Source organism: Paenibacillus sp. 11B (assembly GCF_030487755.1).
In the GTDB taxonomy this organism is placed as follows: domain Bacteria; phylum Bacillota; class Bacilli; order Paenibacillales; family Paenibacillaceae; genus Paenibacillus; species Paenibacillus vandeheii.
In genome coordinates this window covers 162,444-177,270 of sequence record NZ_JAUKNS010000001.1, presented here as the reverse complement: position 1 = coordinate 177,270, position 14,827 = coordinate 162,444, and the positions used below count along the sequence as shown (strand labels likewise).

At 48.1% G+C, this 14,827-nt stretch carries 13 protein-coding genes; all 13 read left to right on the top strand.

Translation table 11 applies throughout. From position 1 onward, the window contains the following. The first annotated feature begins 43 nt into the window (after nucleotides 1-43). The 13 genes from Q0V21_RS00725 to Q0V21_RS00665 all read left to right on the top strand — a co-directional run bounded on the left by Q0V21_RS00725 (nucleotide 44) and on the right by Q0V21_RS00665 (nucleotide 14,805). The gene (locus Q0V21_RS00725; RefSeq protein ID WP_443146386.1) at nucleotides 44-961 is read left to right on the top strand and encodes a carbohydrate ABC transporter permease; all 918 of its coding nucleotides are present in this window, start codon (nucleotides 44-46) and stop codon (nucleotides 959-961) included. 2 nt (nucleotides 962-963) lie between these two features. Further along, a complete protein-coding gene (locus tag Q0V21_RS00720) occupies nucleotides 964-1,839 on the top strand; it encodes a carbohydrate ABC transporter permease (RefSeq protein WP_024633348.1) in 876 nt (291 codons plus the stop codon). Nucleotides 1,840-1,854: 15 nt separating this feature from the next. Beyond that, on the top strand, nucleotides 1,855-3,318 hold the full coding sequence (locus Q0V21_RS00715; RefSeq protein WP_079349031.1) for a hypothetical protein: 1,464 nt from the start codon (nucleotides 1,855-1,857) through the stop codon (nucleotides 3,316-3,318). Next, entirely contained in the window at nucleotides 3,302-3,937 is a 636-nt protein-coding gene (locus Q0V21_RS00710; protein ID WP_079349030.1) for a Yip1 family protein, read from the top strand. The genes Q0V21_RS00715 and Q0V21_RS00710 overlap by 17 nt, the downstream gene beginning before the upstream one ends. Nucleotides 3,938-3,952: 15 nt before the next feature. Continuing rightward, nucleotides 3,953-6,523 (top strand): DUF5696 domain-containing protein, encoded by a 2,571-nt coding sequence (locus tag Q0V21_RS00705; protein WP_301877110.1) that lies wholly within the window; start codon nucleotides 3,953-3,955, stop codon nucleotides 6,521-6,523. Then, nucleotides 6,520-7,422, top strand: coding sequence for a carbohydrate ABC transporter permease (locus Q0V21_RS00700; protein ID WP_301878385.1), 903 nt, complete (start codon nucleotides 6,520-6,522; stop codon nucleotides 7,420-7,422). The genes Q0V21_RS00705 and Q0V21_RS00700 overlap by 4 nt, the downstream gene beginning before the upstream one ends. Nucleotides 7,423-7,439: 17 nt before the next feature. Continuing rightward, nucleotides 7,440-8,384 carry a carbohydrate ABC transporter permease gene (locus Q0V21_RS00695; RefSeq protein ID WP_143805491.1) on the top strand — a complete coding sequence of 315 codons (945 nt, stop codon included), beginning with the start codon at nucleotides 7,440-7,442 and terminating at the stop codon, nucleotides 8,382-8,384. A 104-nt stretch (nucleotides 8,385-8,488) separates the two neighbouring features. After that, nucleotides 8,489-10,183 (top strand): RICIN domain-containing protein, encoded by a 1,695-nt coding sequence (locus Q0V21_RS00690; protein ID WP_301877109.1) that lies wholly within the window; start codon nucleotides 8,489-8,491, stop codon nucleotides 10,181-10,183. Between the two features lie 213 nt (nucleotides 10,184-10,396). Beyond that, nucleotides 10,397-10,921 (top strand): hypothetical protein, encoded by a 525-nt coding sequence (locus Q0V21_RS00685; RefSeq protein ID WP_301877108.1) that lies wholly within the window; start codon nucleotides 10,397-10,399, stop codon nucleotides 10,919-10,921. Next, complete coding sequence (locus tag Q0V21_RS00680) at nucleotides 10,875-11,663, top strand: hypothetical protein (RefSeq protein WP_301877107.1); 789 nt, start codon at nucleotides 10,875-10,877, stop codon at nucleotides 11,661-11,663. Before Q0V21_RS00685 ends, Q0V21_RS00680 begins: the two co-directional genes overlap by 47 nt. Then, nucleotides 11,660-12,718, top strand: a complete 1,059-nt coding sequence (locus Q0V21_RS00675) for a helix-turn-helix domain-containing protein (RefSeq protein ID WP_301877106.1) — start codon at nucleotides 11,660-11,662, stop codon at nucleotides 12,716-12,718. The genes Q0V21_RS00680 and Q0V21_RS00675 overlap by 4 nt, the downstream gene beginning before the upstream one ends. Before the next feature lie 152 nt (nucleotides 12,719-12,870). Beyond that, nucleotides 12,871-13,842, top strand: a complete 972-nt coding sequence (locus Q0V21_RS00670; protein ID WP_179132781.1) for an ABC transporter permease — start codon at nucleotides 12,871-12,873, stop codon at nucleotides 13,840-13,842. A gap of 33 nt (nucleotides 13,843-13,875) precedes the next feature. Then, nucleotides 13,876-14,805: a carbohydrate ABC transporter permease gene (locus Q0V21_RS00665; protein WP_301877104.1), complete on the top strand. Its 930-nt coding sequence runs from the start codon at nucleotides 13,876-13,878 to the stop codon at nucleotides 14,803-14,805. Nucleotides 14,806-14,827: the final 22 nt, after the last annotated feature.

The following is a 14,827-nucleotide window of genomic DNA, read 5'->3' as shown; positions in this document are numbered from 1 at the left end:
ACGGTTGCACGCAGAAACCACCAAGGCATCGACTGCTCCTGCCATTCACGCAAGACAGGACAGTCGGTGGTCCCTTATGAAACGGGATTTGTATCAAAGCAGACACTATTACGTTCTAATGGCACCGTTTATGCTGATCTTTTTCATGTTTACTGTCATTCCGGTAGGTATCTCGCTGGGACTCAGTTTTTTCCACTTCAATATGCTGGAGCTCCCTCGATTTATTGGCTGGCAAAATTACTCGCGCCTGTTTCTGAATGACGATGTTTTTTTGATTGCGCTTAAAAATACGCTGCTGTTTGCCGTTATTACGGGGCCTGTCAGCTATATTGCCTGCTTTTTATTTGCATGGATTATCAATGAGCTGTCCCCGAAGATCCGTGCAGTCATGACACTGGTATTCTATGCGCCTTCCATTTCAGGAAACGTTTTTTTCATCTGGTTAATCGTGTTCTCCGGAGACAGCTATGGGTATATGAACGGCTTTCTCATGCGCCTTGGCGTTATTCTGGAACCGATCCAGTGGCTTTCGAATGAGAAGTACGTGCTGGCAATTGTCATCCTCGTACAGTTGTGGCTCAGTCTCGGCACGAGCTTCCTGGCTTTCATTGCGGGTCTGCAAACGATTGACCGTTCTCTGGTCGAAGCGGGTACGGTGGACGGTATCAAAAACCGTTGGCAGGAGCTTTGGTATATTACGCTGCCTTCGATGAGACCACAGCTCATGTTTGGGGCGGTCATGCAAATTACAGCCTCGTTCGCTGTGGCCGAAATCTCCATCGCACTGGCCGGTTTTCCGAGCGTTAACTATGCAGCGCATACCGTTGTAACCCACTTGATGGACTTCGGCACCATTCGGTTTGAGATGGGCTATGCGTCCGCGATCGCAACTGTTTTGTTCGCCCTGATGCTGGGAACGAACATACTGACGCAAAAAATGCTGAGAAAGATAGGTGAATGACAATGACCAGCAAGGTACGTGCCGTTTTTGGCATGCCGAGAAGACTCAACCGGTCATTTTCCGTCAGCCTGATGCTGTTTGCGCTGCTGGCGCTGTTCGGGTCATTCATGGTATTGCCGCTGATCTACACGGTTAACAATGCCTTCAAACCGCTTGATGAGCTGTTTATATTTCCGCCACGCTTTTGGGTAAACAATCCGACGATGGAAAATTTCTCGGATCTGATCAATCTGATGGGTAATTCCTGGGTTCCTTTATCCCGGTATATTGCCAATACACTGTTGATTACGCTGCTCGGAACGGCGGGCCATATCCTGTTGGCCTCCGCGGCGGCATACCCGCTGGCTAAATATCGGTTTCCCGGCTCGAATGTGCTGTTTACCATCGTCATCCTGTCGCTGATGTTCTCACCACACGTCACGGCGATTCCAAACTACATGGTGATGTCCTGGCTTGGATGGATCAACACACATGCATCCATCATTGTGCCTTCTCTCGCATTTTCCCTTGGGCTCTTCCTGATGAAGCAGTTTATGGAACAGATCCCCGATGCGCTGCTGGAGGCCGCCAAAATCGACGGGGCAAATGAATATCGTATATTTTGGAGCATCGTGATGCCTAACGTGAAGCCAGCCTGGCTGACGCTTATGATTTTACAATTTCCGGCCCTATGGGGAACAGACGGCGGAAGCTTCATTTACAGTGAAAATCTGAAAACGCTGCATTATGCGCTTAGTCAGATTATCCAGGGGGGGATTGCCCGAGCAGGTGTCGGTGCTGCAGTGGCACTGCTGCTTATGATCGTGCCAATCACGCTGTTTATCATCTCCCAGAGCAGTGTCATGCAGACGATGGCAACTTCCGGTATGAAAGAGTAGAAGGGGGGCAGCAACATATTGAAAAGCATGTGGAAAAGATGCGGATGGCTCACCATGGCTCTTGCCTGCCTCCTGTACTTGGGGAATGCGGCGTCAATAGCTTACGCCGACGGACAGACGAATGCGTACAATTATTCGTACTGGGGAGAGGCGGTTCGTTCTCCTGCCGCATATGAGGCGACAACAATCATTACAGGCACGGGGCTGAAGATTGACGCATTCAAAGAACCGACTGACATGCACGTTACGGCTGATGAGCGAATTTACGTGCTGGATTCGGGCAACAGCCGAATCGTTGAGCTGGATCGGGATTTTAATCTGACACGAATTATCGATTCATTTGATCATGATGGACAGAAGGATCACTTCAAACATCCGCAAGGATTATACGTTTCGGACAACGGCCAACTGCTCATCGCCGATTCGGATAATCAACGGATTGTTCATCTGAATGAGCAGGGGCAATTGATTAAAATGGTAGACCTGCCTCAATCCGACCTCCTGAAGGAAGATTTCCAATTCAGACCCATACGGGTTGTTATGGATAAAGGAGAGCGGATCTATGTCATGGCGGAAGGTGTCTTCGACGGTTTCATGGAGTTTAATTCCGACGGTTCATTTGCCTCGTTTATCGGCGCTAACAGAGTTTCGGTTGATCCGGTGGAATATCTATGGAAAAGATTCGCCACTCGTCAGCAGCGCAGTCAGATGGTCATGTTCACACCAACCGAGTTTACGAATATGGACATTGACGAGGAGGGCTTCATTTATGCAACCAGTGGTGACCAGACCGGACTCCCGATCAAGAAACTGAATGCACAGGGCGTGGATATTCTAAGAAGGGAAGGATACTATCCGCCCCAGGGTGACTTGTTGTACAGCAATGAGAAAGGGCCTTCACGGATGATTGATGTCGATGTCGGGGACAGCGATATGTATTCCGTGCTTGATGCCAATATGGGTCGGATTTTCACCTATAACGGGGACGGATATTTGCTTCACATGTTTGGAGGTATCGGCAATCGGCTGGGGCAATTTAATACGCCTGTTTCTCTGGAGCATGCCGGGGATCGGATGCTGGTGTTGGACAAAGCACTTGGAGAAATCACCGTATTTCAAACCACTGAATACGGGCGTACGCTTCATGAGGCAGTACGCAGTTATTTCAATGGGGACGAGGAAGGATCTGCGAAGCAATTTGCCAAAGCTGCAGACATGAATGCGAATCTGGAATATGCCTACGCAGGTATCGGAAAAGCGCTGTTGCGGCAGAAGGATTATGCCGAATCTACGCAATACTTTAAGCGAAGCATGGAACGAGAAGGGTATTCCAAAGCGTTTCTTCTGTATCGAAAAGACCTGCTCCGCGAGCATTTCTCATGGATAATGACCGGGCTGATTCTGGTTGCTGCCGGGCTGGTAGCCATAACCATCGTTCGCAGACAGAGAAAGGGGACAACGAATGCAGGTATCAAGTAGACAATGGGTTCGATATCCGCTGCATCTTATTTTTCACCCGTTTGACGGCTATTGGGAGCTGAAATACGAGCGGAATCAGAGAACAACGCTGATGATTGCGTTGGTCATACTGGGATTGCTGGCGATCACGACGATCCTTCAGGCACAATATAGCGGGTTCCTGGTCAATTATAACAATCCGAAACGGTTGAACAGTCTGCTGGAAATGGTCTATGTCATTGTTCCGGTATTGTTCTGGTGTACAGCGAATTGGTCTTTAACCACACTCATGGACGGTGAAGGCAAATTCTCGGAAATCTTCATGTCCACCTGTTTCGCATTGGTTCCACTAATTCTGATTCAGTTTCCGTGGATTTGGCTCAGCCTAATGATTTCGGGGCAGGAAACGGCCTTTTATTATTTTTTCAACCTGGCTGCAACAGCTTGGACGGTATATCTGTTATTTGTGGGCAATATGACTGTGCATCAGTATTCGCCGGGCAAAACGGTGCTTACCATGCTTTTGACGCTGGTTGCCATGGCCTTCATGGCATTTCTCTGCCTACTGTTCTTCAGTCTGGTGCAGCAGATTGTGTCCTTTGCAGCCACCATCTATCAGGAACTTGTACTCCGGGGCTAAGGAAGGAGAATGGAGATGATTTTGTACGTGGCCAAAAAAATGATCGTGATCCTGCTCGTATTCATCCTGTTTCTTGGCGGCTGTCAGTCAGACTCTACGCCTGTAACTACGTTGTCGGCAAATGCGGATGAACAAGCAGAAGTGCCTGTGCTGCCGCCTGGTCAGAAGCTGGCCTCATCCTTCAGTGATGCCCGTCTGCCAGACATGCTCGGGCTTGCCCAGAATAATGAGCTGCAGCTACTCATCCAGGAGGATACAGCCGAGATTGCGGTGATTCACAAGCAAAGCGGGCAGATCTGGCGCAGCAATCCGGAAGATCGGAAGATCGATTCGCTTGCGTCGGGAATCAATAAGGATCTGCTGTCTGCGCAGTCCAAGCTGAGCTTCTATAACAGTCTGGGTCAGAGCAGCTCGGTCAATTCCTATACGGATAGCGTAGCTCACCAGCAGATAAGCTACGAAGCATTGCCGAATGGGGTTCGGGTGAACTACCAGTTTGGAACCAATGAGAGTTCTGTGGAAGATCTGCCTGTAAAAATCAGCAAAGAGCGCTTCGAACAGAAGCTGCTTGCTTTGCTCGACAAGGCAGGACAACGTGCCTTGAAGATTGGGTATGCGGAGGAGAAGGACGGGGGGGTATACGTTCGGAACGACAAAGCGCTGCAGGGTCTTCAGTTGACGCGTGCTCTGAAGGCTTTTGAGACAGCCGGCTATACATCCGAGGACCTTGAACTGGACAATGCCGAGCATGGCATCGAGCAGGAAAAAAGCGGCCCCCGATTGTTTATGCTATCCATTGAATATGAGCTGGATCAGGAATCATTGGTTGTACGTGTACCTGCCTCCGGCATCCATTTTCCGGAGCAATACCCGATCAACAGCATATCCGTGCTGGATTATTTCGGGGCTGGCGCTGCGGATCAGGAGGGTTCCATGTTTGTACCTGACGGGTCGGGAGCACTCATTCATTTTAATAATGGAAAGATACAATACCCTGCCTATCAGCAGGATGTATACGGACCGGATCTGACGATGAAGCTTCGTGAAGCGGACTCCTCCGAGGAAAGAGCAAGGCTGCCGGTATTCGGTCTCATTCGTGAGGGCGGCGCATTTCTTGGCATCATAGAGGAAGGAGCAGCGGTGGCGGTTGTAAATGCAGATATCAGCGGAAAGCTGAATAGCTACAACAATGTGTATCCGAGCTTCTACGTTGTAAACAAAAGTGATGTAACACTCCAGGCCAGCGACATGGTACGGACACTTCCCAAGTTTCAGAAGAAGCCGACCGCATCGGATTTTGTCGTCCGTTATGCCTTTGCCGGGGCAGAGAATGCCTCTTACTCCGGTCTGGCTTCCTTATATCGTGACTACTTAATCCAGACGAATGGTCTTCCTGCGAACCAAACAGCTGGGGGAGAAATGGATATTCCGTTTTACCTCAAGCTTATCGGCGGAATGACGACCAGAAAACATATCTTGGGCATACCTTACGATTCTACTGAAGCGTTGACCACCTTTGATGAAGCCCGCCAGATTCTGTCGATCCTTAAGAAAAAACAAGTATCCAACATTCAGGTTCGGTATGCGGGATGGTTTAATGGAGGGCTTCAACATCAGATACCGGATTCCATCAAAGTGGATGGAGCGATTGGAGGACGAAAAGGCATGCAAGAATTCAGCGACTATGCTCGTAAGGAGGGAATTGGATTTTACCCCGATGTCGCTGTACTAAATGTACATTCCAAGACAGGATTCAGTCCTTCCAAGGAAGCTTCACGCACACTGACGCAGGAGCCTGCACTTCTATATCCGATGGACCCGGCAAGACAGCGGCGTGACCGGGATCGACTTCCGTCCTATATCCTGTCTCCGCATTTGCTGGAGGATGTGACTCAAGCCCTGCTGAAAGCACTCCAGCCCTATGAGCAAGGGGGATTGTCGGTGCGTGATCTGGCTGATCAAGTGAACAGTGACATGAATCCGAAGAAACTGCTGGATCGCACAGGAGCACAAGCAACCGTCACCGAGAGCTTGAAGCAGATTACGCAGCAAGGGATATCTGTTGTTGCCGAAGGCGGGAATGCGTATGCTCTGCCCTATGTGACAGGTCTCACGGATGCTCCAATGTCCAGCAGCCGCTTCAAGCTGGAGGATGAGGAGATTCCGTTCTTCCAATTGGTTGTACATGGTGGCATCAGCTATACGGGAGCTGCTTACAACCTGTCAACCTATACGGATGCGAGACAGTATGTACTAAAGCTCGTGGAGTATGGGGCAAGCCCCTATTTTACTTGGTTTAACGCACCGAATCATGTTGTTAAGGAAACGGATTACGACAATCTGTATGCTGCGCACTATGGACAATGGATTGATCTCGCAGCGGAGATGTATGAAGAGGTCAATCAGGCCAATCGTCCTTTCGCAGGGCTTCACATGGTGGCACACGAGAAGCTGGCTGAAGGGGTGTATCAAACGACATATGAAAACGGAAGCTTCGCTCTGGTGAATTATAACGACTTCCCGGTGCAGGCAGGCGGTCATAACGTGGAAGCCAAAAGTTACGTGACAGGTGGTGAGCAGCTCTGAAAGCGCTACTAAAAGGGAAGTGGGGACGCCGAACCTACGCTCAGCAGAAAGCGGTCTGGGGAGTCATCTATGTGCTTCCCTGGCTCGTCGGTTTTGTCCTGTTCTTCCTGGTTCCGCTGCTGGCTTCCTTGCGCTACAGCCTGAGTTCAATTCAGGCGAATGCACAGGGGATATCCATCCAGTTCACAGGTCTCGCCAACTATATCCAGGCAATGACGGTAAATACCAGCTTCAACCGGGCACTGATCGAATCCATCACAGATGTGCTCGTTAATGTGCCTCTGATCGTAATATTCAGCCTGTTCCTTGCAGTCATTCTGAATCAGAGGTTTCCGGGGCGAGCAGTAGCGAGATCCATATTTTTTCTGCCGGTGATTCTGGCATCCGGCGTCATCATGACGCTGGAAAGCACCAGTCTGATCGAGGCTGTGAACCAGAGCAATACAGGTGGCAGCGCCTTGGGAACCTTTGAGATTGAAAAGCTGATGCTGGATGCGGGGTTGAGCGAATGGCTCGTGACATATCTGAGCGGTGCGGTAGACCGGATATATCAGATTGTCAGTCAATCCGGTGTACAGATTCTCATATTTTTGGCAGGTATCCAAACGATATCGCCCCAGCTATATGAAGCATCCAAAATGGAAGGGGCCACTGGATATGAAGCGTTCTGGAAAATCACGTTTCCGATGGTCAGCCCGCTCATTTTTGTGAACGTCATCTATACCATCGTTGATTCTTTTGCAAACAACGCCATGACCAAGCTTATTCGCGATACAGGCTTCGTTAAATTTGATTTTGGGTTAAGCTCAGCCATGGCATGGGTGTATTTCCTGGCTATTGCCGTCATTTTGGTGATCGTTTCACTTATTTTCTCCAAACGTGTCTTCTATCAAGATTAGAAAAGGGGGTGTGTGCGTTGATGATATCAAGACTGTTGTCGCTGGAGCAGTGGAAAAGCTGGCTGTGGTCTGTTGTGAGATTCACACTCATTGCAGGACTATCCTTCGTTATTTTGTTTCCTATCTTTCAGAAGATATCAACGTCCATCAAGGATAAAAGTGATTTGTATTCAGCGGTTGTCGTCTGGATTCCACAGAATTTCTCTATTGACAATTTTCGAGAGGCTATTCGTGTCATGGATTACTGGGCAACGCTGTTCAATACATTTGCGTTGTCTGCAACAACGACTATTTTGACCACGCTTTCCTGTGCACTTGCCGGATACGGGTTTGCACGCTTGAAGTTTAAGGGAAGTAATCTGTTATTTGCCGGAGTCATTCTAACTATACTGGTGCCGCCTACCACGATCCTGATCCCGGTGTATCTAAATCTGAAGAGCTTCGATCTGATGGGACTGATGACGCTGATTGCAGGCAAACCTGTCAATCTGCTGAATACGTACTGGCCGTTTATTCTGACTGCCATAACAGCCAATTCGCTCAAAGCAGGCTTGTATATTTTTATCTTTCGCCAATTTTTTAGAGGCATTCCCAAAGAGGTGGAGGAAGCCGCTTACGTTGATGGTGCAGGCATCAGCCGAACCTTTGCACGTATCATGCTCCCAAATGCAATTCCATCAATCGTTACTGTACTGCTGTTTTCTTTCGTTTGGCAATGGAATGACAGCTTCTACACGACAACCTATCTGACGTCCAGCAAGGTGATGTCAACGCAGCTGTCCTCTCTTCCATATAATCTGGCACAGCAGGTTAGTGATGGCGCATCCAAAGCCGATCCATTCTATCTGAGCATGATTCAGGATACAGGCATTCTGCTGGCGATCCTGCCTTTAATCATCATTTATCTGTTTGTGCAGCGTTATTTCGTTGAAAGTGTTGAACGTACAGGCATCGTTGGATAATGATTCTCTCTTGGATGGGGGCTGGAAGGTCTAGCCCCTTCATAATAAAGGAGGTGTTGCCGTCCGTTTTAACGTTTTACACTTTAAGCTCAGGAGGGATTATATTGAAGAGATGGTTGGTATCTTGTAAATTTATGATCATTCTCGGTTTGCTGTTGTCTATTATGCCGTTCGGAACCGAACGTGCGGAAGCGTGGGTCGGCATGCCGATGGGCAAGCTTCACGTTAGTGGCAAAAACTTGGTGAACAGTAGTAACCAGCCCGTCGTGCTAAGTGGCTGGCATCAGCCTTCAGGCGCCTACTGGACATATCAGAACAGCAATTATTATCTGAATCTTCATGGCAACAACCGTCATGCTGCCACATTGGCTTATTTGAAGGATATTACGGATACATTCACAAGTACGAGCCCGAAATACGGAAGCAGCCACGGCTGGAATATGAATCAGATTCGGCTGTTCATCGACCGTGAGGACATGGGGGATGTGGCGGCAGGCACCTACAATTTTGCAGGTGTACAAGCCGTGACACTGAACGTCATTATTCCTTATATTCAATATGCCAAAACCAAAGGCGTCTATGTTACGCTTGGACTCGACTTCACACTGAAGGACGACCAGGCCACCACCTCGGCCAATCTGCAAAAGTTCAATCAGATCTGGGGTTATCTCGCTGCTCGTCCAGAGATAAAAAGTGCCGATAATGTACATTTCGAGCTGATCAACGAGCCGGTAAAATCCTATGCGAACGGACATTGGGGTGGTTATAACGGCGAGAACGACTTTGTGGACCACTGGAACGACTTGCGCAATTTCCAGAATTCCATCATCTCGACCATTCGGAGCCAAGGCGCGGATAATGTCATCTGGGCCGCTGGTTTGGGATATAACCAATTCTACAGTCTGACAGCAAGCCATCCGTTGACAGACCCGCTGAACAATTACGGTTATGCCGTTCACTGGTATCCGGGTTACGGAGCATATGACAACATGTCCATTCTGCAAGATCAATGGAATACCAATGTAAAGGCAGCGGCCGATAAATATCCGATCAACATTACCGAAGTCACATGGTTCAAAAAGAAAGCCGGCGATTCCGAATACTGGAATCTGTTCAATGGCAGCAATGAAGGCTTTGGTAACAATACGAAGACCATTTTCAACGCGGCAGGCAATGTCAGTATTGCAGCTCACATGAACGGTTTTATTCTGGATGCTGGACAGCGAAGCTCCTTTGCCGACCCTACGGCAGGATTGAAATGGGACGGGGATGCTTCAAGAAGCGCAATGGGACGATTCCTCTTCGAATGGTTCTATGAACGTGCTCAGACCTATCCGAACGGTGGCACTCCATCAAGCGGATTGATCTCGGGTGCGACCTACAAGATTGTAGCCAGACATTCGAACAAGGTTATTGATGTACCGGGTGGGGTAAACGAGAACAACTTGCAGCTTCAGCAATGGTCTGATCTGGGGGGCAATCCTCAAAAGTGGGTCCTGAATCAAATAGCTAGCGGAATTTACAGTTTGACGAGTGTGAATTCGCCTGATAAGGTGATCGACATCCGAAATGGCACCAGTACCAACGGAGAGGCAGTACAGCTTATGAGCAATTTAAACACCACTGCGCAGCATTTCAAAATCAATGATCTGGGCAATGGGTACTGGAGTATTATTAACGTGAATAGCAATAAAGCCATTGAGGTAACCGGTTCTGCGACGACAGACGGTGCAAAATTGCAGCAAAACGATTACACAGGCGCAACCAACCAGCAATGGAAGTTTGTAGCCGTCAATTAAACAAAATGTACAAAAGGAGCCTTCCAGCTATTGCGGCTGGGAAGGTTTCTTTTTGGTGTTCAGAAGTAGTCCTCTATTAACTGCTAGTGGTTTAGTACAAAAATTTTAAGTATTTGTACCAAAAAGATTAAGGTGTACCTTCACCACACACAAATGAAAGGTGTATTATGAAACAAATCAATTTTGTAAACGCTTACCAAAAAGGAGGTACAAATGCAGCGTCTATGGTTCAAATTCACGCCGTTATTCCGCAGATTCATGGTTTCTTATCTCATTATTCTGATGATTCCTCAAATTGCCGGATATGCCTCCTATAGGGCATCCATTGAAGCAGCGAGGACAAGCTCCATTGAAAACAGTCTGAAATCGCTCAACCTGGGCAAGGAAATTATTGAACGAAATCTCATGCAGGTCGAGGATTTCACAAGGCAGTTAGCGATTAACCAGGAGTTGTACCGTTTAATTGCTGATCCCAAGCCGCTCGATGCTAATAATGTTTATGGTTTGGGCCGTATGCAGCGCAGCCTGTCTATGTACAGCAGCACCAATGATTATTTGTCTCATTTCTTCATATATATTCCGAATTATAATGTCATCATCACGCCTACCACTGTTTACTACCGACCTGAGCATTATTACGCCACCAATGCGCTTGAAGGCATGACGTTCGAAGAATGGAAAGAGAACATTTTTGAAAAAGCCACATTTAAACGAGATTATTCCCCTACAAAACTATAAGAAGGAGATTCGCAGTAATGTGCTTGTGGACGCTCCTGCCATTACGTTTCTTCAATCGCTTCCATTAAATAGCTTCAACAAACCTCAGGCTACCATCGGTGTCATGATTGATGAGAATCAGATGGCGAGCCTGACTCAACATATTGTGGAGCAATATGGAGGGTGGACACTGGTAACAGACGCCAATGGGAACATCATTTTTTCGCGTGGCATGAGTACAAGTGAAGCAAAGCAATTAAAGGATATACATGCTGCCAAGGATCGTGAAGTGCAGCCTATGGGAGACGGTCGTCTGCTGATTTCCATTCGCTCGGATCAAAATGGCTGGAATTATATGGCTGGCATTCCCGAACGTGCGTTAATGATAAAAGCAGACCAGATCAAGCAGGTTACCTTTACCTTCACGTTAGCCACACTTGGTTTCGGACTAATCATTGGACTTTTACTGGCTTACCGCAACAGTGCGCCGATTCATAAGCTTTTGTTCGTGTTTCGGGATCAGAATATCGGACTACCGGGAAAAATAAGTAATGAGTACGATTTCTTGGCCAGCAATATTACGAGTCTTATTACGAACAACCATCTTCTCAAAAATGCATTGAATAGGCAGCTCCCGATGCTGCGAGACGGGTTCATCAAGCGTTTGTTGACCGGTGAGTTTTATACAACCCGAGAGTTGGAGGCGATCTTCTCCCAGACAGACATTTCGCTTCATACCAGTCGGGGGTTGTGGGGATTATGAGAGTAGATGGCTATGGCAGCCCGGATAGCGAAGAAATTATTCAAGAATTAAGTGTTGCGAGGCTAATCGTGCGTGAAGCGCTGACGACATGGAATGCGGATGTTTTGATAACGGAGTGGGGAACGGATCAGATTGCTTTTGTGCTACCGCTGAGGGATGAAGCTTTGGATCAAACCTTGCTCACATGTGAAGCCCAATTGATGAAACTGATGGATTCTGTGTATCAGGATTACCGGGTATCGACGACCATCGGTATGGGTTCTTCGTATGATGTATGGAATGACGTAGGCCGTTCGTTCAACGAGGCCAGACAAGCGCTCGAATATGCCATTCACATCGGGGCGGACCAATTAGTAAAATTCGAAAACGCTGTAAAGGAAACCGAATTGTACTACTATCCGATGGAGTCCGAACAGCGGTTGATAAATACGCTTAAGGCGGGAGAGACGGAAGAATCCAAGCGTAACTTGGATCAACTGTTTAGCCGAAACTTCGCAGAGCAAGAGCTGTCGTACGATATGACACATCAATTTATTATGGAATTAAGGGGAACATTTCTAAAGCTGGAACCTAAGATTATGCTGGATGAAGCGCTTGTCGAGGAGTTTAAGAATCGCATCGCAGGGATTCAGGTCACGGACAGTGTTGCCGAACTAAGGGACAAGTTCCATCAGCTCGCGGAAGAGGTCTGCCAGAACGTGAAACGTAAAAAATCCAACATGCATGCGGAAATTGTCAATGAAACAATGGCTTACATCCAGAAGCATTATGCCGATGCGAACCTGACGGTATACCGGATTGCGGAGCAAATGGGCAAACCGGAAAAATATATCTCCCAATTATTCAAGGAGCATACCGGAGAGAACCTTTCCGACTATGTAGAGGTGGTGCGAATCAGCAAAGCGGCTGAGTTGCTGCTTGAGAGCCAGCAGACAATTGATGAGATTGCACAGACAACTGGATATAATAGCGCACATTCGTTCCGAAGAGCCTTCAAACGTGTTAGGGGCATCTTGCCAAGTGCATTTCGGCAGATGGAAGATCAAATGAAATGAAGTCGTACGTGATTCGTACCTCATTCGATAAAGTGTACCTTTACGCAATCGGGGAAGCGCTCTTATGATTACCAACAAGAAAGCGCTATCAAAAATGCGCTAACCAAAAAAAGCGGTCTGCCAAAAAGTCTTACTGGCCACCGCATGGGGGGATGAATCTGAGAACGACAATATCTAATGCGGCTTCGGCAACAAGGCAGAGCAGACGCTCGGCTGTCAAGCGAGCCGTATCCAGAAGTCTGCGGAGGCATTGGCAGCTCTATCTGCTAATCCTTCCACCCGTCGCTTACTTCATCATTTTCAAGTATGTTCCGATGGCTAATGCGGTCCTGGCATTCAAGGATTACAACGTTATCAAGGGGGTATGGGGCAGCCCGTGGGTTGGCACCAAGTATTTTGAATTGCTTTTCCAAAATCCAGCCTTCGCCACCCTGATCAAAAACACGCTGTATATTTCCTTCTATCAGTTAATTGTCGGCTTTCCGGTGCCCATTTTGCTGGCGCTGGCACTGAACGAGGTCAAGAGCGCAACGTTCAAGAAAACCGTTCAGATGGTTACCTATGCTCCCTACTTTATTTCGACCGTGGTTATGGTATCCATTATCATGTTATTTCTTTCTCCCCGGCTTGGCATCGTTAATACGATTCTGGGCGCTCTGGGGTTGGAAGCGGTGAATTTCCTGGGAGAGCCGGGATTGTTCCGGTCTTTATATGTGTTTTCCGACGTGTGGCAAAGCATGGGTTACTCCGCAGTGATTTATTTGGCAGCGTTGGCTGGCATCGACCCTTCGCTGTACGAAGCGGCCAAAGTCGACGGCGCAAGCCGGTTCCAAAAAATATTGAACGTTGATCTGCCTGGCATACTGCCTGCGGCAGTGATCATTCTGATCCTGAGTGTCGGCAACATCATGGCGGTTGGATTTGAGAAAATTTATTTGCTCCAAAATCCGTTGAATTTGTCGGCTTCTGAAATAATTTCTACCTACGTGTACAAAATGGGGCTGCTGAACGCCAATTACAGCTTTGCAACCGCGGTTGGCCTGTTTAATTCCCTGATTAACCTGATCCTGCTGCTGACGGTGAACGCAGCCGCGAAGCGATTGTCCAATACAAGCCTGTGGTAGTGCACTAGGCCCAGAAGGGAGGAAGTTCATCTGATGAGCGAGTTACAGACATACTCACGCCGTTCGATGAATAAAGGGAAACCCACGATCAGGGAGTCCTTTGGGGACCGAATATTCATGACGGTCATCTACATCGCTTTGATTGTCATTTTAATTGCCGTGCTCTACCCGCTAATCTATATCGTAAGCTCTTCCCTAAGCAGTCCAGCCGCTGTCTCTTCCGGGAAAGTCTGGCTGTGGCCGGTTGACTTGACGCTGGATGGATACAAAGCGGTATTGCAGAACGATCAGGTCATTACCGGATATGCCAATTCCTTGTTTTACACCGTAAGCGGCACGCTGATCAGCGTAGCGCTGACGATCATGATCGCTTACCCGCTCTCCAAAAAAACCTTTGTCGGACGCAGTCCGCTGATGATGTTCATCACGTTCACCATGCTCTTCTCCGGTGGATTGATTCCAACTTATCTCGTAGTCAAAACACTGGGATTGATCGATACCCGCTGGGCGCTGCTGATCCCCAATGCCATCTGGGTGTGGCAGGTCATCATAGCGCGCACGTTCTTTCAAAATTCCATTCCAGAGGAACTGTCCGAAGCAGCCGACATTGACGGATGCAGTGATATCCGTTTTATTTTCAGCGTCATTTTGCCTCTGGCGAAGCCAATCGTTGCGGTGTTATCGCTGATGTATGCAGTCGGGCAGTGGAATGCGTACTTCGATGCATTGATCTACTTAAAATCGCAATCGCTTTATCCGTTGCAGCTAATTTTGCGGAGCATCCTCATTCTGAACAATGGTACCGGAAACATGGACGCGGGGGAAATGTTGAAGCAGCAGCAAATGGCGGAATTAATGAAATTCTCGTTAATCGTCATGGCCAGCTTGCCGGTGCTGGTTATCTATCCCTTCGTTCAGCGCTATTTTGTGCAGGGCATGCTGATTGGCTCGGTCAAAGGCTGACTTTATACAATCATCAGTAAGG